Here is a 23,229-nt window from a genome sequence, read left to right as displayed (position 1 = left end):
CCGTGGTCTGCTCGCTGGACGGCCGCACCACCCGGCGGCGCGGGTGGTGCGGCGCCTCAGCGCTGGGCAGGGACCAGCTCGTCCTCGGCGCCCGTCGAGGCACCCCGGCGCTCGAGGGCCGCGCCCTCGATGTCGACGTCGGGCAGGGCGCGGTCCAGCCAGCGCGGCAGGTACCAGGCGCGGCGGCCCAGCAGCGTCATCACCGCCGGCACGATGGCCATGCGCACGACGAAGGCGTCCACCAGCACGCCGAACGCGAGGGCGAAACCGATGCTCTTGATGGTCGCGTCGTGGCCGAGGATGAAGCCGCCGAACACCGAACCCATGATCAGTGCCGCAGCGGTCACCACCCGGGCCCCGTGGCGGAAGCCACCGATGACCGCCTCGCGCGGCTCCGCGCCGTGCACGTGCTCCTCCCGCATCCGGCTGACCAGGAAGACCTCGTAGTCCATGGCCAGCCCGAACAGCAGGCCGATGAGCAGGATCGGCAGGAAGCTCAGCACCGGGCCGGTCTGCTCGACGCCGAGCAGGTCGGCCAGCCAGCCCCACTGGAACACCGCCACCAGGGCGCCGAAGGTGGCGGCCAGGCTGAGCAGGAAGCCCAGCGTCGCCTTGATCGGCACCAGGATCGACCGGAAGGCGAGCATCAGCAGCAGAAACGCCAGCCCGACGACGACGGCGAGGAACACCGGGAGCGCGGCGGCGAGCTTCTCGGAGATGTCGATGCCCAGCGCCGTGTTGCCGGTGACCGCGAGCTCCGCGCCGGTGCGCGCGGTGAGGTCGGCGCGCAGGTCGCGGATGTCGCCGACGAGGTCCTCTGTCCCGGCCGTGGACGGTCCCTCGTCGGGGATGACCGAGAGGATCGCGGTGTCGCCGCTCGGGTTCGGGGTCGGCGGTGCCACGACGGCGACGCCGTCCAGCTCACCGACGGCGGCAGCCGTCTCGGCGAACGCGGCCTGCGGGTCCTCGGCACCGGTCGCGTCGACGACCACGGTCAGCGGGCCGTTGAAGCCCGGGCCGAAGCCCTCGGCGAGCAGGTCGTAGGCCTGGCGCTGGGTGGTCCCCGTACCGAGGTCGCCGTCGGTGGGCACCCCCAGGCGCAGGTCCAGGGCCGGCAGCGCGATGACACCGAGCCCCACCACGGCGGCCAGCAGGACCGCGACCGGGCGCCGGGTCACCGTGCGGGCCCAGCGGGTGCCGGCCGAGTCGCCGGCAGCCAGCGCCGTCTGCCGGCGGCGCAGCCCCGGGACCGCCCAGCGGTTGAACCCCTCCCCGGCGAACCCGAGCAGGGCGGGCACGAGGGTGAGGGCGACCAGGACGGCGACGCCGACCATGCCGGCGGCGACGAGGCCCATCGTGGTGAGGAACGGGATGCCGACGACGGTCAGCCCGGCGAGGGCGATCATGACCGTCAGGCCGGCGAAGACGACCGCGCTCCCCGCGGTGCCGACCGCCCGGCCGGCGGACTCCCGTGCCGGCACGCCGGTGGCGAGCTGCTCCTTGTGCCGGATGCTGATGAACAGCGCGTAGTCGATGCCCACGGCCAGACCGATCATCAGGCCGAGCGTCGGCGTGGTGGCGGTCAGGTCGACGACGGCGGAGAGCGCGAGCACGCCGGCCATGCCCGCGCCGACCCCGATCAGCGCGGTGAGCAGCGGGAGGCCGGCAGCCAGCAGCGAGCCGAAGGTGACGGCGAGGACGACGAGGGCGACCAGGACGCCGATCGCCTCTGCCGCGCCCTGCTCCGGGATCGCCTGGGTGGCCTCGCCGCCGAACTCGACCTGCAGGCCGGCGTCCTCGGGGGCCTCGGCGACGTCGAGCAGCTGGGCCCGCGCGTCGTCGGTGATCTCGTCGACCTGCACGCCGTAGGTGACGGTGGCGTAGGCGATCGAGCCGTCGGGGGAGACGCCCTGGGTCCGGAACGGGTCGCTGACCGCGGCCACCTGCTCGGCGTCGGCCGCCTCGGCGACCGCCTGCTGGATGGCGGCGGTGAGCTGCGGGTCGGTCACCGCGCCCCCCTCGGGGGCGGCGAACACGATGCGGGCGGTGGCTCCGCCGGCCCCGCCGCCGGGGAAACGCTCCTGGAGCGTCTCCAGCGCGGTGACCGACTCGACGCCCGGGATGGTCAGCTGCGCGTCGGCGTCGCGGCTGAAGGCGCCGGCCAGGCCCCCGAGCACGGCGAGCGCGAGGACCCAGGCGCCGAGGACGGTCCAGCGGCGGTGGAAGGCCCAGCGTCCGAGACGGTGGAGGAGGACGGCCACGGGTGCGCTCCAGGGGTTCGGGGGTCGACGCCGGGTGGCTCGGGTGTGCCACCTAGCCGTTCGGCAGGGAGACTACTAGCCGATCGGCTAGGTAAGGCATGAGTCCGATCACGTGGCCGGGAACTAGGCTGTGCTGGTGACGAGCGCGGGATCCCCGGGGAGTGTGACCGCCGAGGGCCGGTCGGCCGGTGCGCAACGGGTGCTCGACGCCGCGCTCGAGCTGTTCAGCGAGCACGGGTTCGAGGGGACCAGCCTCCAGGACATCGCTACTCGGCTGGGGGTCACCAAGGCGGCCGTCTACTACCACTTCCACACCAAGGACGAGATCCTGCTGGCTCTGGTGGAGCCGGCCTTCGAGGAGCTGTTCGCGCTGGCGGAGTCCGGCCTGCACGCCCAGCGCGGGCAGGGGGTGCAGATCGCCCGGTACGTGGACTACCTGCTGCGGCACCGCCGGGTCGCCGCGTACCTGACGCGGGACGCCACCGCGATGAGCCGTCCCGCCATGCTGGAGAAGGGGGCCCGGTTGCGCGGGCGGGTCGAGGCGATGCTGCTCGGGGGCGACGGGGACGCACTCGGGACGGTCTGGGGCGCGGCGACGCTGCAGGCGCTGGCCGGGGCGCTCATGGCTGCGCCACCGGAGGCGTCCGACGAGTGGCTGCGCGAGGAGCTCGCCGAGCTGGGCGCGCACCTGTCCGCCGGGTACCGGAAGGCCGTCCGTCGCCGTGACCGGTCGCGGAGCGAGGCTCCCTGAGCGGTCGTGGAGCGGGTGACCGGGATCGAACCGGCATGGCCAGCTTGGAAGGCTGGGGCTCTGCCATTGAGCTACACCCGCAGTGCACCTCGCGGTGCCCGCACAGGGTACCGGGTGGCCGGGGTGCCTACACTCAGGCGGCCACGGGGTGTGGCGCAGCTTGGTAGCGCACCCGCTTTGGGAGCGGGGGGCCGTGGGTTCAAATCCCGCCACCCCGACCGCCCGACGACGTCTCTAGACTCGGGGGAGTTGCGGCGCCGCCGGCGCCGCCCACCCGCCTGTCCCCATCACGAGGAGCGCTGCGCTGTGAAGAGCACCATCGAGAACCTGGGCCCGACCCGGGTCCGGCTCGCGATCGAGGTGCCGTGGAGCGACCTCGACCACGCCTTCGGCGAGGTCTACAAGGAGCTGCGCAACCAGGTCCGCATCCCCGGGTTCCGCCCGGGCAAGGTGCCCAACCGCGTGATCGACCAGCGGATCGGCCGTCCCGTCGTGCTGGAGCAGGTCGTCCAGCACGCCGTCCCGGAGGTCTACTCCGAGGCGATCCGGGAGAGCCAGATCCGCGTCATCGCCCAGCCCGAGGTCGAGGTCACCCGCCTCGAGGACGGCGAGCTGCTGGCCTTCACCGCCGAGGTGGACGTCGCCCCCGAGCTGGAGCTGCCCGCCCTGGACTCCCTCGCCGTCACCGTCGACGACGTCGAGGTCACCGACGAGGAGATCGAGCAGCAGATCTCCGTCATGCGCGAGCGGTTCGCCACCCTCACCGGTGTCGAGCGGGCCGCCGAGGACGGCGACTACGTCTCCATCGACCTCGAGGCGAAGCTGAACGGCGAGGTGCTCGAGGACGGCAGCACCACCGGCATGTCCTACGAGGTCGGCTCCGGCAACCTGATGAACGGCCTGGACGAGGCCGTCCGCGGGCTCTCCGCCGACGAGAGCGCCACCTTCACCACCCCGCTGCTCAACGGCCCGGACGCCGGCCAGGAGGCCGAGGTCACCGTCACGGTGCGCTCGGTCAAGGCCAAGGAGCTGCCGGAGCTGGACGACGAGTTCGCCTCGATCGCCAGCGAGTTCGACACCCTGGCCGAGCTGCAGGACGACGTCCGCACCCGGCTGAAGCGCACCAAGGTCCTGCAGCAGGGCGCCCAGGCCCGCGACAAGCTGGTCGAGCACCTGATCGAGTCCACCGAGGTCCCGGTGCCGGAGAAGCTGGTCGAGCAGGAGCTGGCCTTCCGTGCCCAGTCGATGGAGCGCGAGCTGCTCCAGGCCGGCATGGACTGGGACGCCTACTTCTCCGCCGCCGGCATCGAGGGCGGCCGCGAGGCCTACGACGCCGAGATGCGCGAGAACGTCGAGAAGGCCGTCAAGACCCAGTTCCTGCTGGACTCGATCGCCGACGCCCGTGAGGTCACCGTCGACAACGAGGACCTGTCGGCGCAGATCATGGCCCAGGCCCAGCGCAACCGGATGAGCCCGGAGCAGTACGCGCAGCAGCTGCAGCAGGGCAACAACATCGCCGAGTTCGTCGCCGACGTGCGCCGCACCAAGGCGCTGGCCCAGCTGCTCGAGCAGACCACGATCACCGACGCGTCGGGCAACGTGGTCGACCTCGAGGCGCTGCGCCCGACGACGGTGGCCGCCGGCGAGGCCGACACCACCGAGGCCGACACCACCGAGGCCGACACCGCCGAGGCCGACACCGCCGAGGCCGACGCCACCGACGACGAGGCTGCCGCCAAGGCCTGACCTCCACCGGTCGCCCAGCGCCGCCCGCACCCGCCCCGGGTGCGGGCGGCGCTGTCGTTCCCGCCGGGTCTGCTGCGCCCACGGCGAACACCGGCCCGGACCGGGAGGAAGGCGTCGGGGGTGCGCGTTAGGGTCGACGTGACACCGAGGCGGTCACCGCGTGACCACCGCCCGACACCCGTCGGCGGGGGCCGCGACCGCACCGAGACCACCGACCCACCCGTTCCACGAGCCCGACTGCACCGCAGTCCTACGGAGGTCACCGCACCCGTGAGCACCACAGACCCGAACCTGGCGAGCATGCCGCTGCTGCGTGCGGCCGCCGGGGGGATGAACCTCAACGACTCGGTCTACGAGCGCCTGCTGCGTGAGCGGATCATCTTCCTGGGCAGCCAGGTCGACGACGTGATCGCCAACCAGCTCGCCGCGCAGATGCTGCTGCTCTCCGCCGAGGACCCCACCCGCGACATCCACCTGTACATCAACTCGCCCGGTGGCTCGGTGACCGCCGGCATGGCGATCTTCGACACGATGCAGTTCATCGACTGTGACGTCGCCACCTACGCGATGGGCCTGGCCGCCTCGATGGGCCAGTTCCTTCTGACCGCGGGCACCAAGGGCAAGCGCTACTCGCTGCCGCACACGCGGATCCTGATGCACCAGCCCTCCGCCGGCGTCGGTGGCACCGCCTCCGACATCGCCATCCAGGCCGAGCTGTTCCGCAACACGAAGAAGCAGCTCAACGAGCTGCAGGCGCAGTTCACCGGGCAGACGGTCGAGCAGATCGAGAAGGACTCCGACCGCGACCGCTGGTTCACCGCGCAGGAGGCCCTCGAGTACGGCTTCGTCGACCACGTGGTGACCCGGGCCGCCAGCACCACGCAGACCGACAACCCGGTCACCGAGAACTGAACGGTCGGAGGACTGACATGAGCGACTTCCAGATGCCTTCGAGCCGGTACATCCTGCCCTCCTTCGTGGAGCGCACGAGCTACGGCATGAAGGAGAGCAACCCGTACAACAAGCTCTTCGAGGAGCGCATCATCTTCCTCGGGGTGCAGGTCGACGACGCGTCGGCGAACGACGTCATGGCCCAGCTGATCACGCTGGAGTCCAACGACCCCGACCGCGACATCACCATGTACATCAACTCGCCCGGTGGCTCGTTCACCGCGCTGACGGCGATCTACGACACGATGATGTTCGTCCGGCCCGACATCCAGACCGTCTGCATGGGCCAGGCCGCCTCCGCGGCCGCCGTCCTGCTCGCGGCCGGGACGCCGGGCAAGCGCCTGGCGCTGCCCTACTCCCGGGTGCTGATCCACCAGCCCTCCGGCGAGGCCGGCGGTCAGGTCACCGACCTGGAGATCCACGCCGCCGAGATCGAGCGGGTGCGGACCCAGATGGAGCAGATCCTGGCCCGGCACACCGGCCAGACCCAGGACCAGGTCCGCAAGGACATCGACCGGGACAAGATCCTCACGGCCGAGCAGGCCAAGGAGTACGGGATCGTGGACCAGGTCATCGCCAGCCGGAAGCTCAACGCGCTGCCGGCCTGATCGATCCGATCGGGGCGGGCCGGGGCCGCGCGTGTCGCGTCCCCGGCCCGTACCGTTCACCCAACCCGTGAGTCCGCTGGCGGCCTCACGGGGGAGCCGGGGCGGGTGTGGCGTAGCGGACGACCCGGGTGCGTTCCTCCTCCGGAACGTCACCCCAGCCGGGTAGGTTCAGCGAACGCCCGATCCCCGGTCCGCACCGTTCGGTCCGCACCGCAGGGACATGCAGGGCGCCCACCACATCGGGCGTCGACAGGGCACGACAACGCGTATCGGGGCAGCCACAGTGCCGTCCCACTCGAGGTGGAGGTCAGCCAGGTGGCACGTATCGGTGAGAGCGGCGACCTGCTCAAGTGCTCGTTCTGCGGGAAGAGCCAGAAGCAGGTCAAGAAGCTCATCGCTGGCCCCGGGGTCTACATCTGCGACGAGTGCATCGACCTCTGCAACGAGATCATCGAGGAGGAGCTCTCGGAGTCGTCGGACCTGAAGTTCGACGAGCTGCCGAAGCCCAAGGAGATCCACGACTTCCTCGAGCAGTACGTCATCGGCCAGGACAAGGCCAAGCGCACGCTGGCCGTGGCCGTCTACAACCACTACAAGCGCGTGCAGGCCGGTGGCGCGGGCACCCGCGACGACTCGGTCGAGCTGGCCAAGTCCAACATCCTGCTGATGGGCCCCACCGGGTGTGGCAAGACGCACCTGGCGCAGACCCTGGCCCGGATGCTCAACGTCCCCTTCGCGATCGCCGACGCCACCGCGCTGACCGAGGCCGGCTACGTCGGTGAGGACGTCGAGAACATCCTGCTGAAGCTGATCCAGGCGGCCGACTACGACGTCAAGCGCGCCGAGACCGGGATCATCTACATCGACGAGGTCGACAAGATCGCCCGCAAGAGCGAGAACCCGTCGATCACCCGCGACGTCTCCGGCGAGGGCGTGCAGCAGGCGCTGCTGAAGATCCTCGAGGGGACGACGGCGTCGGTGCCGCCGCAGGGTGGGCGCAAGCACCCGCACCAGGAGTTCATCCAGATCGACACCACCAACGTGCTGTTCATCGTGGGTGGCGCGTTCGCCGGGCTGGACCAGGTCATCGAGGCCCGCACCGGCAAGCAGGGCATCGGCTTCGGCGCCGAGGTCCGCGGCAAGGCCGAGATCGAGGAGGCCAACGCCTTCGCACAGGTCATGCCCGAGGACCTGATGAAGTTCGGGATGATCCCCGAGTTCATCGGCCGGCTCCCGGTGATCACCAGCGTGCAGAAGCTCGACCGTGAGGCCCTGATCAACATCCTCACCGAGCCGAAGAACGCCCTGGTGCGCCAGTACCGGCGGCTGTTCGAGCTCGACGGGGTGGAGCTGGAGTTCACCGACGACGCCCTCGAGGCGATCGCCGACCAGGCGATCCTGCGAGGCACCGGCGCGCGTGGGCTTCGGGCGATCATGGAGGAGGTCCTCCAGTCGGTCATGTACGACGTCCCCAGCCGGGAGGACGTCGCCACCGTCGTCGTCACCAAGGATGTCGTGCTGGAGCACGTGAACCCGACGATCGTGCCCCGCAAGCCCAGCCGCGCCCCCCGCGAGAAGAGCGCCTGACCCGCCGCCGGCCCCGGCCGGCCCCGAGCACGTGCGCAGAGGCCGGGTTCCCGCATCGGGAACCCGGCCTCTGCGCACGTTCTGAGGTCCCGTCCACAGATCGGGCGACCGCCTGCCCGTCCGGCTCACGAGGTCGCACGCTCATCCGGTGACGTGGGACGTCGAGGCGGTCGTGGGACCGCTGGGGTGGGCGACCCGCGAGGAGCTGGTCCGCCGGGTCCACCGCGGGACCGTGGACGCGTGGGTGGCCGCAGGGAAGCTGGTCCGCCTGGAGCCGGGCGTGTTCGCCACGCCGACGGCCGCAGGGCACTGGCGAACCCGGGTGGCGGCCGCAGCGCTCACCCGGCGGGCCGTGGTCAGCCACGCCTCGGCCCTCGCGCTCTGGGACCTGGTGCCCCCGCCCCCGGGACCGGTGCACCTCACCGTCGAGGGCACCCGCAGCGGCCGCGGGTCGGCCGGCGTCCGGGTGCACCGCGGGAGCGGTCTGCCCGATGCGGTCCGCCGGGTCCACGGCATCCCGGTCGCCTGCGCGGAGCGGGCGGTCATCGACACCTGGGGCGCGCCGGGGCCGGTACGGCGGGCAGTGGTCCGCGCCGCGGCGATCGACGCCGTCCGCCGGCGACTGTGCCGGCCGGAGGACCTGGCGTGGGAGCTGGCCCGGCGCCCACGACTGCGCGACCGCGCCGAGCTCGCGCACCTGATCGCACTCCTGCGTCAGGGCTGCCGCAGCGAGCTGGAGGTCTGGGGCTGCCTGCGCGTCCTGCAGCAGCCGGGCATGCCCGCCTTCACCCAGCAGCGGCTCGTCGTCGTGGCGGGGGAGCGGTTCCTGCTCGACGCGGCCTACGAGGAGGCCATGCTCGCTGTCGAGCTCGACGGTGCCGCGTGGCACGGGTCCCGGCGCCAGCGGGAGCGGGACATCCGTCGCGACGCGCTGGTCGCGACCCTGGGGTGGCAGACGCTGCGGTACGGCTACGCCCGCCTGACCACCGAGCCGGAGGCCTGCCAGCAGAACATCCTCGCGACCTACCAGACGCGGCTACGGCTGCTCGGTGGGCGCTGAGGCCGGGTTCCCGCCCTCAGGACCCGGCCTCAGCGCACGTCGTCAGGCGTCCGGGAGTTCCGCGAGGACGACGTCGACGCGCAGCGAGTCCCCGCCGGCGACGATCGACAGCTCCGTGATCCGGCCGGCGTCGGCGAGGTCGGCCCGCGCCGCCTCGATCGCGGCGACCCGGGCCGCGGGCGCGGTCACCGTCGTCGTCGCGACGTCGGCGCGCATCGAGGCCTTCGCGTCGGACTTCGCCTTCCGGACGGCAGACAGCACCTCCGCCGCCGCGGTGACCACGGCCGGGTCACCGCCGGTCGGCAGCTCCGGCGCGGCCGGCCACAGCGCGCGGTGCACCGAGCCGGTCTGCCACCAGGACCAGACCTCCTCGGTGACGAACGGCAGTACCGGCGCGAACAGCCGCAGCTGGACCGACAGCGCGATCGCCAGCGTGGCCTGCGCGGACACCGCGGCGTCCCCGGTTCCGTAGGCGCGGGACTTCACCAGCTCCACGTAGTCGTCGCAGAACGACCAGAAGAACGCCTCGGTGACCTCGAGGGCCCGGGTGTAGTTGTAGGCCTCCATCGCCGCGGAGGCCTCGTCGACCACCGCCGCCAGCGCGGCCAGCAGCCCGCGGTCGATCGGCTCGGTGACCTGCTCGGCGGTGAGCGCCGTGGAGGCACCCAGGCCCAGCACGAACTTGCCGACGTTGAGCAGCTTCATGGCCAGCCGGCGGCCGACCTTCATCTGCGCCTCGTCGAACGGGGAGTCGGCACCCGGCCGCGCCCCGGCGGCACGCCAGCGCACCGCGTCGGTCCCGTAGCGCTCCAGCACGTCGATCGGGGTGGTGGCGTTCCCCTTGGACTTCGACATCTTCTTGCGGTCGGGGTCGACCACGAAGCCGGAGATGGTGGCGTGCGTCCACGGCACCGTGCCGTGCTCGTAGTGCGCGCGGACGACGGTGGAGAAGAGCCAGGTCCGGATGATGTCGTGTGCCTGCGGCCGCTGGTCCATCGGGAAGACGTGCGCGAAGAGCTCCGGGTCGGTGTCCCAGCCCGAGGCGACCTGCGGCGACAGCGACGAGGTGGCCCAGGTGTCCATCACGTCGGGGTCGGCCATGAAGCCGCCGGGCTTGCCGCGCTGGTCCTCGGTGAAGCCCTCGGGGACGTCGGAGGAGGGGTCGACCGGCAGCGCGGACTCCGGCGCCAGGATCGGGGCGGAGTAGTCCGGCTCGCCCTCGTCGTCCAGGCGGTACCAGACCGGGAACGGCACGCCGAAGAACCGCTGCCGGCTGATCAGCCAGTCACCGTTGAGGCCCTCGACCCAGTTCTCGTAGCGGTGCCGCATGTGCTCGGGCACCCACTGGATCTCCCGGCCGCGGGCGATGAGCGCCTCGCGCAGGTCGGCGTCCCGGCCGCCGTTGCGGATGTACCACTGCCGCGTGGTGACGATCTCCAGCGGGCGCTCGCCCTTCTCGAAGAACTTCACCGGGTGGGTGATCGGCTTCGGGTCGCCGACCAGGTCGCCGGACTCGCGCAGCAGCTCCACGACCCGCTGCTGCGCGCTGAAGGCGGTCTTGCCGGCCAGCTCGGCGTAGACGTCGGCGGGGACGTCGGCCGGCGGCTCGGCGACGAAGCGGCCGTCCCAGCCGATGACGGCGCGGGTGGGCAGCTGGAGCTCGCGCCACCAGGTGACGTCGTTGAGGTCGCCGAAGGTGCAGATCATCGCGATGCCCGAGCCCTTGTCCGGCTCGGCGAGTCGGTGGGCGACCACCGGCACCTCGACGCCGAACAGCGGCGTCGTCACCGTCTTGCCGAACAGCGGCTGGTACCGCTCGTCGTCGGGGTGGGCGACCAGCGCGACGCACGCCGGCAGCAGCTCGGGGCGGGTGGTCTCGATGAAGACCGGGTCACCGGACGGCCCGGTGAAGCCGATGCGGTGGTAGGCGCCGGGGCGCTCCCGGTCCTCCAGCTCGGCCTGCGCGACCGCGGTGCGGAAGGTGACGTCCCAGAGGGTCGGCGCCTCCTGGGCGTAGGCCTCACCGCGGGCGAGGTTGTGCAGGAACATCCGCTGCGCGGTGGCCCGGGAGGTCTCGGAGATCGTCCGGTACACGTTCGACCAGTCGACCGACAGGCCCACCCGCCGCCACAGCTTGGCGAACTCCTCCTCGTCCTCGGCCGTCAGCCGCTCGCAGAGCTCGACGAAGTTGCGCCGGGAGATCGGCTGCTGGTCCTTGCCGGGCTTGGCCGGGGGCTCGAACGCCGGGTCGTAGGGGAGCGAGGGGTCGCAGCGGACGCCGTAGTAGTTCTGCACCCGCCGCTCGGTCGGCAGGCCGTTGTCGTCCCAGCCCATCGGGTAGAAGACGTGCTTGCCGCGCATCCGCTGGTACCGGGCGACGATGTCGGTGTGCGTGTAGCTGAACACGTGCCCGACGTGCAGTGAGCCGCTGGCCGTCGGCGGCGGGGTGTCGATGGCGTACGTCTGCGCGCGGGGGGCGGCGAGCGCGGCGGCCCGGTCGAAGGCGTAGGTGTCGCCCTCGGCCCAGCGGGCGACCCACTTCGCCTCGAGTCCCTCCAGGGTGGGCTTGTCGGGTACACCGACGGTCGCTCCCGGAGCGGTGCTGTCCAGGGCTGAGGTGTCGGCTGCCATGACTGGCATCCTAAGAGCGATGAGCACCTCCATTTCCCCAGGGCAGGCGGCCGGGGACCCAGAGCTGGCCCGGGTCGAGCAGGCGCTGCTGGCGCGCTGGCCGGAGAACCGGCTCGAGCCGTCGCTGACCCGCATCACCGCGCTGGTCGACCTGCTCGGTTCGCCGCACCGCGCGTTCCCGGTCGTCCAGGTCACCGGCACCAACGGCAAGACGACGACGGCGCGGATGGTCGACGAGCTGCTGCGCGGCTTCGGCCTGCGCGTGGGCCGGTTCACCAGCCCGCACCTGGAGACGGTGCGCGAGCGGATCGTCATCGACGGGGAGCCGATCAGCGCCGAGCGCTTCGTCGAGGTGTACGACGACATCGCGCCCTACGTGCAGATGGTCGACGCCGGCGGGGACGTGCCGATGTCGTTCTTCGAGGTGACGGTCGCCCTGGCCTACGCCGCGTTCGCCGAGACCCCGGTCGACGTCGCCGTCGTCGAGGTGGGCATGGGTGGCACCTGGGACGCCACGAACGTCGTCGACGCGCGGGTCGCCGTCGTCACGCCGGTCTCCCTGGACCACGCCGAGTACCTGGGCCCCGACGTCGCCACGATCGCCACGGAGAAGTCCGGGATCATCAAGGCCGACTCGGTCGCGGTGCTGGCCCACCAGCCGGCCGGTGCCCTGGAGGCCCTGGTCCGCCGGGCGATCGAGGTCGAGGCCACCGTCGCCCGCGAGGGCACCGAGTTCGGCGTGCTGGAGCGGCGGGTGGCCGTCGGTGGGCAGCAGGTGCGCCTGCAGGGCCTCGGCGGGGAGTACGACGAGGTGTTCCTGCCGTTGTTCGGGGCGCACCAGGCGCAGAACGCCGCCGTGGCGTTGGCCGCGGTCGAGGCGTTCCTGGGTGCCGGTGCGGCCAGCGGACCCATCGCCCAGGACGTCGTCCGCGAGGCCTTCGCCGGCGTGCGGTCGCCGGGCCGGCTCGAGCGCGTGCGCACCTCGCCGACCGTGCTCATCGACGCCGCGCACAACCCGGCGGGGATGGCCGCGACGGCCGACGCGGTGCGCGAGTCCTTCGACTTCACCCGGCTGGTCGGCGTGGTCGGGTGCGTCGTCGGCAAGGACGTGAGCGGGATCCTCGAGGCGCTCGAGCCGCTGTGCGCCGAGCTGGTCGTCACCCAGAACAGCTCCGCCCGCGCCATGCCCGCCGACGAGCTGGGGGCGCTGGCCGTCGACGTCTTCGGCGCCGACCGGGTCAGCGTCCACCCGCGGCTGACCGAGGCGCTCGAGTCGGCGATCGAACTCGCCGAGGCCGGGCCGGACGACGCGCTGGGCGGCTCCGGCGTGCTGGTCACCGGCAGCGTGATCACCGCCGGTGAGGCCCGCACGCTGCTCGCCGGCCGGCGGGCATGACCGCTCCCGATCCGGTTCGCGCGGGGAAGGCGCTGGGCGGCGCGGCCGCGGCGATCCTGTTCCTGGAGGGGATCGCGGTGCTGTTCGTGCCGCGCGCGTTCGCGCCCACCGAGGGTGGGCTCTCCGGCGTCGGCCTGTGGTCGGTGCTGGCTCTCGCGCTGGTGCTGGTCCTCGCCAGCGGGCTGCAGCGTCGTCCGCAGGGGCTGCTGATCGGCACCGTGCTGCAGGTGCCGCTGCTGCTGACCGGGCTGCTCGGGGGCGCGATGTGGTTCGTCGGCGGGGTCTTCCTGCTCATCTGGCTCTACCTGCTGCAGATCCGCAAGGAGCTGCTGGGCACCGCGTTCGGTCCGCCGCCGGCCGGCTGAGCTCACCCGATCGGGCGAGTGGCCGCACGCTCGACGCGAGAAGTGCGCGAAGCTCGCCGTGACCAACGGTGCAGAGGTGATCACGCTCTGCTGAAACACCGCTGGGGACGGGGGAGAGGTCATGGCAGACCACAGGAGTTGCTGCGGGGGCAGCCACGACGTGCCCGGGCGCAAGGCGCGACGCAGCACCACGGACGAGCCGGTGATCGGCCCGGCCGGGCCGATCAGCACGACGATCGTCGACTACGCCGCGCGCGTCCGCTTCCGGCTGCCCGAGGACGCCGTCGAGCGCCGGGCCCAGCAGCTGCACGCCCGCAACAGCTACGACTGCTGGAACGGGCTCAGCGAGAAGGACCAGGAGCTGTGGCGGCACATGGCCCGGATGGACCTCGCCGGCTGAGACCTCGCCGGCTGAGACCTTGCCGGCTGAGGCCTTGCCGGCTGAGACCTGCTCCCGTCACGCCGCCTCGGTGGCGTCGACCCGGTCCTGCACGGCCGCCGCGGTGGTGCCCAGCTCCGCCAGCACTGCCTGGACCAGCGGGTCGCCCACGTCCAGGACGCCGAACAGGACGTCGCCGCTGTCGATGCCACGGCCCCGGGTGGGGCGCAGGCGTCGTCGGGCACCGACCACGTGCCGGAGGGCCTGCTCCAGCGCGCGCTTGCTGCCCTCGGCGAAGGGGAGGTGGCCGCCGCTCTCCCGGCCCGGGTCCAGTGCACCGGGGCCGAACCGTGCCTCCACGGTGGCCCGCACCTGGTCCAGGTCGACGCCGAGCGCGGCCAGTGCCGCCGGGTCGAGCGGATCGGCGGCGGTGGTGACCGCGGTGGTCAGGCGTGCGGGATCGATCCCCGCGGCGGCGAGGGCGTCGGCGCCCCGTCCGCTCCCGGAGCGGACGGCCAGCAGCAGGTGCACCGGTTCGATCCGGTCCGCCCGCAGGTCGCGGGCCTCCTGCTGGGCGCGGACGACGACCTGGCGGGCCTCGTCGGTGAAGCGCTCGAACACGTCAGCGGTCCCTTCTCGAGGTGGCGTGCTTCTTGTGGACGGCCTGCCGGCTGACGCCGAGGGCCTCGGCGATCTGCTGCCACGACCAGCCCCGGTCGCGGGCGCTGGCCACCTGGAGCGTCTCCAGGCGGTCGGCGAGCTCGCGCAGGGCGCGGATGGCGCGCAGCCCGGTCGCCGGGTCGTCGGCCGCGGCGGCCGCGGTGACGTCGGTGGTGGACACGCCTGTCAATTTAGGTTGACGACCGGGGGCTGTCAACCGGAGTTGACGGACGTCGTCCCGTACGCTCCCGCCCGTGTCTGCACCCACCGCTGAGCGCACTCTCGTCCTGGTCAAGCCCGACGGCGTGGCCCGCGGCCTGGTCGGCCAGGTGATCGCCCGGCTCGAGGCCAAGGGCCTGCGCCTGGTCGCCGCCGAGCTGCGCACGCTGACCGCCGAGGTCGCCGAGACCCACTACGCCGAGCACCGCGAGCGGCCGTTCTTCGGCTCGCTGGTGGAGTTCATCACCAGCGCTCCGCTGATGGCCCTGGTCGTCGAGGGCCCGCGGGCCATCGAGGCCTTCCGCGCGCTGGCCGGCGCGACCGACCCGGTCAAGGCCGGCCCCGGCACCATCCGCGGCGACTTCGCCCTCGAGGTCCAGGCGAACATCGTGCACGGCTCGGACTCGCCCGAGTCGGCCGCGCGCGAGATCGCACTGTTCTTCCCCCAGCTGGGCTGACGACCCGCCGGGCCGGCGACGTGCACCCCGGGGGCTGACCCCGGGGTGCGCGGCGATCCGGCGGGGGAGTGGGCGGCTCAGTCCTCCGTGCCGGGCTCCTCGGGGGAGGTCCACGCCAGGTGCCAGTAGGTCAGCAGACCGCTGGTGAACCAGAGCAGGAAGCCGAGGCAGAGCGCCAGTTCGACGTGGTCGGTGAGGGTGACGAGCGTGACCGCTCCCGAGAACGCCGCGAACGTCAGCGCCGCGCTCGGCCACGCCATCGCGTTGTGCGACCGCTCGCCGAGTCGCCGCTGGTGCTCGTCGAGCGACCGCTTGTCCCGGTCGAGGACGCCGCGGATGCCCAGGCTCAGGACCGAGTGCAGCGGGATGAACGAGAGCATGCCGATCGACCAGGCGGCGAAGAACCACGTCGACCACCCCTCACCGGTCCCCGCGGCGGCGAGGGTGGCGGCGATCAGGGCCACGAGCAGTGCCGCTTGGGCGACGACCGCCCGCCGGCGGACCCGTGGGCGTCGGGCCCACGCGTAGCGCTCGTCCTCGAACGTGCGGGCGAGGTGGGTCGGGGTCGGCGACTGTGTCATGACGTCCTCCTGAGGAGTTCCTGGCTGAGCGAGGGCAGGGGCTCGAGGGAGAAGACCGCCTCGACCGGCAGGTCGAAGTAGCGGGCGATGCGCAGCGCCAGAGCCAGGGACGGGCTGTACTCGCCGCGCTCCACGTAGCCGATGGTCTGCGGGTGCACGCCGACGGCCTCCGCCAGTTCCTTCCGGCTCACGCCCCGGTCGGCGCGCAGCACGCCGATGCGGTCGTACACCTTGTCCGCTTCGCTCCGCGGTTGTCGTCCCATGCCACGGAACATAGCATTATTGCTATCTAGCGAGCAATGAATCATGGTCTTCGTCTTGAGTGGCGACGTCCGGGTGCCGACGCGCAGGTCCCGCCGCGCGGGGTCGGCGCGGCCGCCCACCCGCCGGAGGGGGGAGCTGGTGCGCGGTGGCGGCTACCCTGGGCAGGTCATGACTGGTGAGTCCCTGTACCCCCGCCTCGAGCCCCTGCTGGCCCAGGTCCAGAAGCCGATCCAGTACGTCGGCGGTGAGCTCAACGCCCAGGTGAAGCCCTGGGACGACGTCGCCGTCCACTGGGCGCTGATGTACCCCGACGCCTATGAGGTCGGCCTGCCCAACCAGGGCCTCATGATCCTCTACGAGGTGCTCAACGAGCGCGCCGACGCCCTGGCCGAGCGCACCTACGCCGTCTGGCCCGACCTGGCCGCGCTGATGCGCGAGCACGGCGTCGGTCAGTTCACCGTGGACAGCCACCGCGCGGTGCGCGACTTCGACCTGCTGGGCGTCAGCTTCGCCACCGAGCTGGGGTACACCAACCTGCTCGAGGCCCTCGACCTCGCCGGGGTCCCGCTGCACGCGGTCGACCGCGACGAGACCCACCCGGTCGTCGTCGCCGGCGGGCATGCCGCCTTCAACCCCGAGCCGGTCAGCGACTTCGTCGACTGTGCGGTGCTCGGCGACGGCGAGCAGGTCGTCGGTGACATCACCGACGTCGTCGCCGCCTGGAAGGCCCAGGGCCGCCCGGGCGGCCGCGTCGAGCTGCTGGCCCGGCTGGCCCGGGTCGACGGCGTCTACGTGCCCCGCTTCTACGCGGTCACCTACGGCGCCGACGGCACGATCGCCGAGGTGCTGCGCACCCGGGACGACGTCCCGGCGCGGGTCGGCAAGCGCACCGTGATGGACCTGGACGAGTGGCCCTACCCGAAGCAGCCGCTGGTGCCGCTCGCCGAGAGCGTGCACGAGCGGATGAGCGTGGAGATCTTCCGCGGCTGCACCCGGGGCTGCCGGTTCTGCCAGGCGGGCATGATCACCCGCCCGGTTCGTGAGCGGACGATCACCGGCATCGGCTCGATGGTCGACGCCGGGCTGAAGGCCACCGGCTACGAGGAGGTGGGCCTGCTCTCGCTGAGCTCCGCCGACCACTCCGAGATCGGCCAGCTGGCCACCGAGCTCGCCGACCGGTACGAGGGCACCAACACCGGCCTGAGCCTGCCCAGCACCCGGGTCGACGCGTTCAACGTGACCCTGGCCAACGAGCTGTCCCGCAACGGCCGCCGCTCCGGGCTGACCTTCGCCCCCGAGGGCGGCAGCGAGCGGATCCGCCGGGTGATCAACAAGACCGTGTCCAAGGAGGACCTGGTCCGCACGGTCACCACCGCCTACGCCAACGGCTGGCGGCAGGTGAAGCTGTACTTCATGTGCGGTCTGCCCACCGAGACCGACGAGGACGTGCTGGAGATCGCGGAGCTCGCGGTCGAGGTCATCCGGGCCGGCCGCGAGGCCAGCGGCAGCAAGGACATCCGCTGCACGGTCTCCATCGGTGGCTTCGTGCCCAAGCCGCACACGCCCTTCCAGTGGGCGGGGCAGGCCAGCGCCGAGACGATCGACCACCGGCTCAAGGTGCTGCGCGAGGCGATCAACGCCGACCGCCGCATCGGCCGCTCCATCGGCCTGCGCTACCACGACGGCAAGCCCGGCGTGATCGAGGGGCTGCTGTCGCGCGGCGACCGCCGGGTCGGCCGGGTCATCGAGCGGGTCTGGCGCGAGGGCGGCCACTTCGACGGCTGGAGCGAGCACTTCTCCTTCGAACGGTGGACGACGGCCGCGGCCGAGGAGCTCGCCCCGTTCGGCGTCGACCTCGACTGGTACACCACCCGCGAGCGCACCGAGCACGAGGTGCTGCCCTGGGACCACCTGGACTCCGGCCTGGACAAGGAGTGGCTCTGGGAGGACTGGCAGGAGGCGATCTCCGAGGAGGAGGTCGGCGACTGCCGGTGGACCGGCTGCTACGACTGCGGTGTCTGCCCGACGATGGGCACCGAGATCCAGATCGGCCCGACCGGGCGCAGCCTGCTCCCGCTCACGGTCGTCCGGTAGTGGCCCGCCAGCCCGACGGCCCGCCCCCACCGCCGACCGTGCAGAAGCTGCGGCTGCGCTACACCAAGCGCGGGCCGCTGCGCTTCGCCTCCCACCGTGACCTGGCCCGCGCGCTCGAGCGCGCGCTGCGCCGGGCCCAGGTGCCGATGGCGTTCTCCGCGGGGTTCAGCCCGCACCCCAAGATCTCCTACATGGGTGCGGCGCCCACGGGGGCGGCGTCGGAGGCCGAGTACGTGGAGATCGGCCTCTCCCAGCGCCGTGACCCGGAGCAGGTCCGCGCCGCCCTCGACGCGTCGCTGCCCCCCGGCATCGACGTGCTGGAGTGCGTCGAGGCGGGGGAGGGGACCGGTTCCCTCGCCGACCGGCTCGACGCGACGCGCTGGCGGGTCGACCTGCCCGGGGTGACCCCCGAGGAGCTGTCGGTGGCCGTCGCAGAGCTGCTCGCGCGGGAGACCGTGACGGTCACCAAGCGGGCCAAGACCGGCACCAAGGACGTCGACGTCCGGGCCGCCGTGGTCCGCGCGTCGGTGGCGGGCGACACAGGTTGTGCCATACTGCAGGTGGTCGTACGGCAGCTCACGCCGACCGTGCGACCGGACGACGTGATGGCTGCCCTGGCTGTCGTCGCCGACCTGCACCCGCCGTCGCCCCCACGGGCCGTGCGTGAGGCGCAGGGCCGGCTCGACGAGAGTGGTGACGTCGCCGACCCGCTCGGCCCAGATCGTGCGGTGCGTTCCTGCTGCCAGGAGGAGCGCGCGCAGGTCTGAACCGGCGGGACCGGGTGCCGGACGCCGTCTGCGACACGTCTGCCAGCCGTGGCGCGACCCAAGAGCTCTGCACCACCGCACCACCCGCGATCCTGCTGCACCACCGGGCCCCAGCCGCACCGGCCGGGGCGCGACCAGACTTCGCGGGCCGGCCGACCCCGCCGCACCTCGGTGTGGCCGCCCGACCCGCCCAACCCGCGTTCCTGCGCGGCCGCCAGTCGGAGACGATCGGCGCCCGGGAGCGCACCAGGAGGCGAGCCCTTCGTGGCCGACCGCATCGACGAGAACGACAGCACCACCGAGGCAGCGGAGGTCCAGCCGACCGCCGCTCCGCCGGGCCCCGGCCCGGTCGACGAGGCCGAGGTGGTGACCGAGCAGGAGTCCCCGGCCGAGGAGGCCGAGGAGGAGTCGCCGGCCGAGGACGAGACCGTCCAGGACGCGGCGGCCGAGGCCGCTGAGCCGGCGTCCCGGCCGGCCGAGGACCCCGAGCACGAGGCCCCCCGTTTCGGCGCCCAGTTCAGCTCCCCGGAGCCCACCGCGGTCACCGCGCGGCCCCGTCGCCGGGCCACTCGCCCGGCGCTGGCCGCCGACCCCGACTCGGTGGCCCCGCCGCCGGCGGCCCCGCCCGTGGCGCCCGCCTTCGTCAGCTTCATGGCACCGCCCGAGCCCGAGGCCGTCGCGCCGCGCCGGCGCAGCCGCCGGACCGAGGCGGAGTCCCCGGCGGACCCGGAGCCCGCCACTCAGTCCGAGCGTGACGAGCGGCCGGCCGCGCCGGCGCGTCGCTCGCGCAAGCGCCGGCCCGCCGACGGCGAGGACGGCACGCCCGACGTCGAGGACGTCGCCGTGCTGGCCGCGGCGGAGGAGCAGGCCGAGCGCTCCGACGACGAGCAGGACACCGACGAGCGCGACCGGGACGACCGGGACGGCGACGACCGGGACGACGACGGTGGCGCCGGCAGCAGCCGGCGGCGTCGCCGGGGTCGCCGTGGCCGTGGCCGTGGCCGGTCCGGGGACGACTCCGGCGACACCGACGAGGACACGGGCGAGCAGACCGCCGGGGAGTCCCGCGGCGACGGTGCGCAGGACACCGACGACACCGAGGAGTCCGGCGGGTCCGACGACGCGGACGACTCCGACGACGCCGAGGGCGGCAGCGGGTCCAGCACCCGTCGCCGGCGGCGGCGCCGTCGGCGCGGCAGCAGTGGCGACGCCGGTGACGACGCGGCCGAGGACGCCGACGACCGCCCCGAGCGGGCCGGCCGCAACGGCCGGGTCAGCAGCGAGGACGACGTCAAGGGCGTGGCCGGCTCGACCAGGCTGGAGGCCAAGCGGCAGCGCCGCCGGGAGGGTCGTGACGGTGGCCGCCGCCGCGCGCCGATCCTCACCGAGTCGGAGTTCCTCGCCCGCCGCGAGGCCGTCGACCGGGCCATGGTCATCCGGCAGTCCGGTGAGCGGACCCAGATCGCCGTCCTGGAGGACGACGTCCTGGTCGAGCACTACGTCACCCAGGCGCAGGCGACCTCCTTCGCCGGCAACGTCTACCTCGGCCGGGTGCAGAACGTGCTGCCCAGCATGGAGGCGGCGTTCGTCGACATCGGCAAGGGGCGCAACGCCGTCCTGTACGCCGGTGAGGTCAACTGGGACGCCGCGGGCCTGACCGGCAAGTCGCGCTCGATCGAGACTGCGCTGAAGTCCGGCGACAAGGTCCTGGTGCAGGTCACGAAGGACCCGATCGGCCACAAGGGCGCCCGGCTGACCCAGCAGGTGAACCTGCCCGGCCGGTTCCTGGTCTACGTGCCCGGCGGGTCGATGACCGGCATCAGCCGGAAGCTGCCGGACAAGGAGCGCACCCGGCTCAAGGACATCTTGAAGAAGATCGTCCCCGAGGACGCCGGTGTGATCATCCGGACCGCGGCGGAGGGCGCCTCGGAGGAGGAGCTCACCCGCGACGTGGCCCGGCTGCAGGCGCAGTGGGAGGTCATCCAGACCAAGGCGCAGTCGACCAGCAGCGCGCCGACGCTGCTCTACGGCGAGCCGGACCTCGCCATCCGGGTGATCCGCGACGTCTTCAACGAGGACTTCAAGCGGCTGGTCGTGCAGGGCGACGACGCCTGGGACACCGTCGAGGCCTACGTCGCGCACGTCTCCCCGGAGCTGTCCGAGCGGCTGCAGCGCTACACCGGCACCGGCGACGTCTTCCGGGACCTCCGGATCGACGAGCAGCTGGCCAAGGCCCTCGACCGCAAGGTGTGGCTGCCCTCGGGTGGCTCGCTGGTCATCGACCGCACCGAGGCGATGACCGTCGTCGACGTCAACACCGGGAAGTTCACCGGCTCGGGCGGCAACCTGGAGCAGACGGTCACCCGGAACAACATCGAGGCCGCCGAGGAGATCGTCCGCCAGCTCCGGCTGCGCGACATCGGCGGGATCATCGTCATCGACTTCATCGACATGGTCCTGGAGAGCAACCGCGACCTGGTGCTGCGGCGGCTCACCGAGTGCCTGGGACGCGACCGCACCAAGCACCAGGTCGCCGAGGTCACCTCGCTGGGCCTGGTGCAGATGACCCGCAAGCGGGTCGGCCAGGGGCTGCTGGAGGTCTTCTCCGAGCCGTGCGAGCACTGCCGTGGGCGAGGCGTCCTGGTGCACACCGACCCGGTCGACGAGAAGCGTCGTGGCGGTGGCGGCAACGGCGGTGGCAACGGGCAGGGCAACAGTGGCGGCAACGGGAACGGGCGCAACCGCGACCAGCACCGGGGCGACAGCGCCGGCAAGGACAACGCCGGCAAGGACAACGCCGGGAAGGACAACGCCAAGGACGCCGGCCGGAGCTCGGCCAAGGAGCTCTCCGGCAAGGACGCCGACGCCTCCGCCGAGCGGGTGCAGGCGAACGACGCCCCCGCCACGTCCGGTGGCACCGACGAGCAGGGCGGCGAGTCCGGGTCCGAGGGCCGCAGCGGCCGGCGCAGCCGGGGACGGCGGGGGCGTGGGCAGTCCGGGGAGGCCCGGGCCGCCGAGGACGCCGCGGTGCTCGCCGCCGCTGGTCCGGATGCGGAGTCCGGTGTGGTGCCGGCCGACCAGCCCGCAGCGGCCGCCCCGGGGACGCCGGAGGAGCCGGTGCCGGCCGGTGCGGACGCTCCCGTGGTGGCGGAGGAGCCGACCGAGGCCGCGAGCCCGGTGGCGCCTCCCGCCGTGATCGCGGCTCCGGCGGCGCAGGGCGCCGGGGAGGCGGCCACGCCGGACACGCTGCTGGCCGGCCGTGTCGCCGAGACCCCGCCGGCTCCGGCCGTCGGGCAGGACGAGGTGCCGGCCGGCGAGGAGTCCCGGCCGGTGGCCCCCGATGCGCCGGTGCCGACGGTGGTCGTCGCCCCGCAGCCGGTGGCCGAGCCGGCGGCTGCCGCCGCGGACCCCGCTCCCGAGGCGGCTGCCCCGGCGGTGGCCCGGCCGCGGCGTCGCCGGGCGGCGTCCCGCCCGGCCGGCCCGCCGGCCTCGTGACGGACCCCCGTGCGGGGCTCCACCGCGAGTGAGCTCGCGGTGGAGCCCCGCACGGGGGCCGTGTTCGACCCGGACGCCCGGGCTCGGGTACGCTGGTCGGGTTGCCGCTGCGCGACGGCACGTCGAGTGCCTCGCGCATCACCTCAACAGAGGTCGGCGACCCGTCCAGCACCTGGCCACCGTGCCGGTGTGCGCGCAGGACACAGTGCTGGACAATTGAGAACCGATCGAGGAGTCAGTGGTGTACGCAGTCGTCAAGGCCGGTGGAGCGCAGCACAAGGTGGGTGTCGGTGACACGCTCACCGTCAACCGCCTCGCCGGAGAGGCCGGTGACACGATCACCCTTCCGGCCCTGCTGCTGGTCGACGGCGACACCGTCACCTCCGACGCGCAGGCGCTGGCCGGCGTGACCGTGACCGGCGAGATCGTCGAGCACGGCAAGGGTCCGAAGATCAAGATCCACAAGTTCAAGAACAAGACCGGGTACCACAAGCGGCAGGGGCACCGTCAGCCCCTGACCAGCGTCGTGGTCCGCGACATCACGAAGGGCTGACGACGACATGGCACACAAGAAGGGCGCCTCGTCCTCCCGCAACGGCCGCGACTCGAACGCCCAGCGCCTGGGCGTGAAGCGGTTCGGCGGCCAGGTCGTCAAGGCCGGCGAGATCATCGTCCGCCAGCGCGGCACCCACTTCCACCCGGGTCTGGGCGTCGGCCGCGGCAAGGACGACACGCTGTTCGCCCTCGAGCCGGGCGCGGTGACCTTCGGCCACCGTCGGGGTCGCCGGGTCGTCTCGGTCTCCGCGGTCGAGACCGCCGGGGTCTGAGCACCGACAGCTCTCGAACCACTCGCACCACCCGGGGGGGGGGGGGGGGGGGGGGGGGGGGGGGGGGGGGGGGGGGGGCGGCGGGGCGGGGCGCGGCGGCGCGCGGCGGGCGGGGCGCGACCGGGGCGA

At 73.0% G+C, this 23,229-nt stretch carries 21 protein-coding genes and 2 tRNA genes; 16 read left to right on the top strand and 7 right to left on the bottom strand.

Annotated features, from left to right (window positions below; translation table 11 throughout):
• Positions 1–56: 56 nt before the first annotated feature.
• Positions 57–2,261, bottom strand: coding sequence for an MMPL family transporter (locus ACI795_RS16380; protein WP_457076602.1), 2,205 nt, complete (start codon positions 2,259–2,261; stop codon positions 57–59).
• 136 nt (positions 2,262–2,397) lie between these two features.
• On the opposite strand from ACI795_RS16380, the gene ACI795_RS16375 reads away from it, so the two are divergent.
• Positions 2,398–3,012, top strand: coding sequence for a TetR/AcrR family transcriptional regulator (locus ACI795_RS16375; protein WP_457076601.1), 615 nt, complete (start codon positions 2,398–2,400; stop codon positions 3,010–3,012).
• Positions 3,013–3,019: 7 nt separating this feature from the next.
• Here ACI795_RS16375 and ACI795_RS16370 read toward each other — a convergent pair.
• Positions 3,020–3,093: transfer RNA gene (locus ACI795_RS16370), tRNA-Gly, on the bottom strand.
• 63 nt (positions 3,094–3,156) lie between these two features.
• Here ACI795_RS16370 and ACI795_RS16365 point away from each other — a divergent pair.
• From ACI795_RS16365 to ACI795_RS16340, 6 genes are all read left to right on the top strand, one after another.
• Positions 3,157–3,230: transfer RNA gene (locus ACI795_RS16365), tRNA-Pro, on the top strand.
• An 88-nt stretch (positions 3,231–3,318) separates the two neighbouring features.
• Entirely contained in the window at positions 3,319–4,758 is a 1,440-nt protein-coding gene (gene tig, locus ACI795_RS16360; protein WP_457076600.1) for a trigger factor, read from the top strand.
• Between the two features lie 270 nt (positions 4,759–5,028).
• A complete protein-coding gene (locus tag ACI795_RS16355) occupies positions 5,029–5,670 on the top strand; it encodes an ATP-dependent Clp protease proteolytic subunit (protein WP_457076599.1) in 642 nt (213 codons plus the stop codon).
• Between the two features lie 17 nt (positions 5,671–5,687).
• Positions 5,688–6,317: an ATP-dependent Clp protease proteolytic subunit gene (locus tag ACI795_RS16350; RefSeq protein ID WP_457076598.1), complete on the top strand. Its 630-nt coding sequence runs from the start codon at positions 5,688–5,690 to the stop codon at positions 6,315–6,317.
• A 315-nt stretch (positions 6,318–6,632) separates the two neighbouring features.
• Positions 6,633–7,904, top strand: a complete 1,272-nt coding sequence (gene clpX, locus ACI795_RS16345; RefSeq protein WP_457076597.1) for an ATP-dependent Clp protease ATP-binding subunit ClpX — start codon at positions 6,633–6,635, stop codon at positions 7,902–7,904.
• A 148-nt stretch (positions 7,905–8,052) separates the two neighbouring features.
• The gene (locus ACI795_RS16340) at positions 8,053–8,964 is read left to right on the top strand and encodes a DUF559 domain-containing protein (protein WP_457076596.1); all 912 of its coding nucleotides are present in this window, start codon (positions 8,053–8,055) and stop codon (positions 8,962–8,964) included.
• 42 nt (positions 8,965–9,006) lie between these two features.
• On the opposite strand, the gene valS is transcribed toward ACI795_RS16340, so the two are convergent.
• Positions 9,007–11,595: a valine--tRNA ligase gene (gene valS / locus ACI795_RS16335; RefSeq protein ID WP_457076595.1), complete on the bottom strand. Its 2,589-nt coding sequence runs from the start codon at positions 11,593–11,595 to the stop codon at positions 9,007–9,009.
• Between the two features lie 19 nt (positions 11,596–11,614).
• Here valS and folC point away from each other — a divergent pair, with 19 nt between their 5' ends.
• The 3 genes from folC to ACI795_RS16320 all read left to right on the top strand — a co-directional run bounded on the left by folC (position 11,615) and on the right by ACI795_RS16320 (position 13,756).
• On the top strand, positions 11,615–12,991 hold the full coding sequence (folC, locus tag ACI795_RS16330) for a bifunctional tetrahydrofolate synthase/dihydrofolate synthase (RefSeq protein ID WP_457076594.1): 1,377 nt from the start codon (positions 11,615–11,617) through the stop codon (positions 12,989–12,991).
• A complete protein-coding gene (locus tag ACI795_RS16325) occupies positions 12,988–13,356 on the top strand; it encodes a DUF4233 domain-containing protein (protein ID WP_457076593.1) in 369 nt (122 codons plus the stop codon). Before folC ends, ACI795_RS16325 begins: the two co-directional genes overlap by 4 nt.
• Positions 13,357–13,477: 121 nt before the next feature.
• Positions 13,478–13,756 carry a hypothetical protein gene (locus tag ACI795_RS16320; RefSeq protein ID WP_457076592.1) on the top strand — a complete coding sequence of 93 codons (279 nt, stop codon included), beginning with the start codon at positions 13,478–13,480 and terminating at the stop codon, positions 13,754–13,756.
• A gap of 57 nt (positions 13,757–13,813) precedes the next feature.
• Here ACI795_RS16320 and ACI795_RS16315 read toward each other — a convergent pair whose 3' ends face one another.
• Entirely contained in the window at positions 13,814–14,356 is a 543-nt protein-coding gene (locus ACI795_RS16315; protein WP_457076591.1) for a Clp protease N-terminal domain-containing protein, read from the bottom strand.
• Between the two features lies 1 nt (position 14,357).
• Complete coding sequence (locus ACI795_RS16310) at positions 14,358–14,576, bottom strand: helix-turn-helix domain-containing protein (RefSeq protein WP_457076590.1); 219 nt, start codon at positions 14,574–14,576, stop codon at positions 14,358–14,360.
• Positions 14,577–14,649: 73 nt separating this feature from the next.
• Here ACI795_RS16310 and ndk point away from each other — a divergent pair, with 73 nt between their 5' ends.
• Positions 14,650–15,072 (top strand): nucleoside-diphosphate kinase, encoded by a 423-nt coding sequence (ndk, locus tag ACI795_RS16305; protein WP_153360659.1) that lies wholly within the window; start codon positions 14,650–14,652, stop codon positions 15,070–15,072.
• 77 nt (positions 15,073–15,149) lie between these two features.
• Here the strand turns inward: ndk and ACI795_RS16300 are convergent, their stop codons facing one another.
• Both ACI795_RS16300 and ACI795_RS16295 read right to left on the bottom strand, forming a co-directional pair.
• Positions 15,150–15,653 carry a hypothetical protein gene (locus ACI795_RS16300; protein WP_457076589.1) on the bottom strand — a complete coding sequence of 168 codons (504 nt, stop codon included), beginning with the start codon at positions 15,651–15,653 and terminating at the stop codon, positions 15,150–15,152.
• A complete protein-coding gene (locus tag ACI795_RS16295; protein ID WP_457076588.1) occupies positions 15,650–15,916 on the bottom strand; it encodes a helix-turn-helix transcriptional regulator in 267 nt (88 codons plus the stop codon). Before ACI795_RS16295 ends, ACI795_RS16300 begins: the two co-directional genes overlap by 4 nt.
• Before the next feature lie 169 nt (positions 15,917–16,085).
• On the opposite strand from ACI795_RS16295, the gene ACI795_RS16290 reads away from it, so the two are divergent.
• The 5 genes from ACI795_RS16290 (at position 16,086) to rpmA (ending at position 23,100) form a co-directional block, all read left to right on the top strand.
• Positions 16,086–18,011: a TIGR03960 family B12-binding radical SAM protein gene (locus tag ACI795_RS16290; protein ID WP_457076587.1), complete on the top strand. Its 1,926-nt coding sequence runs from the start codon at positions 16,086–16,088 to the stop codon at positions 18,009–18,011.
• Positions 18,011–18,778 (top strand): TIGR03936 family radical SAM-associated protein, encoded by a 768-nt coding sequence (locus ACI795_RS16285; protein ID WP_457076585.1) that lies wholly within the window; start codon positions 18,011–18,013, stop codon positions 18,776–18,778. Before ACI795_RS16290 ends, ACI795_RS16285 begins: the two co-directional genes overlap by 1 nt.
• Positions 18,779–19,042: 264 nt before the next feature.
• Entirely contained in the window at positions 19,043–22,273 is a 3,231-nt protein-coding gene (locus ACI795_RS16280) for an Rne/Rng family ribonuclease (RefSeq protein ID WP_457076584.1), read from the top strand.
• 241 nt (positions 22,274–22,514) lie between these two features.
• Positions 22,515–22,826, top strand: a complete 312-nt coding sequence (gene rplU / locus ACI795_RS16275) for a 50S ribosomal protein L21 (protein WP_457076583.1) — start codon at positions 22,515–22,517, stop codon at positions 22,824–22,826.
• A 7-nt stretch (positions 22,827–22,833) separates the two neighbouring features.
• Positions 22,834–23,100: a 50S ribosomal protein L27 gene (gene rpmA / locus ACI795_RS16270; RefSeq protein ID WP_457076582.1), complete on the top strand. Its 267-nt coding sequence runs from the start codon at positions 22,834–22,836 to the stop codon at positions 23,098–23,100.
• The last annotated feature ends 129 nt before the right edge of the window (positions 23,101–23,229 follow it).

Source organism: Modestobacter sp. SYSU DS0290 (genome assembly GCF_054050955.1).
The sequence above is the reverse complement of the archived record's forward strand: the minus strand, read 5'-3'. Positions and strand labels throughout refer to the sequence as shown.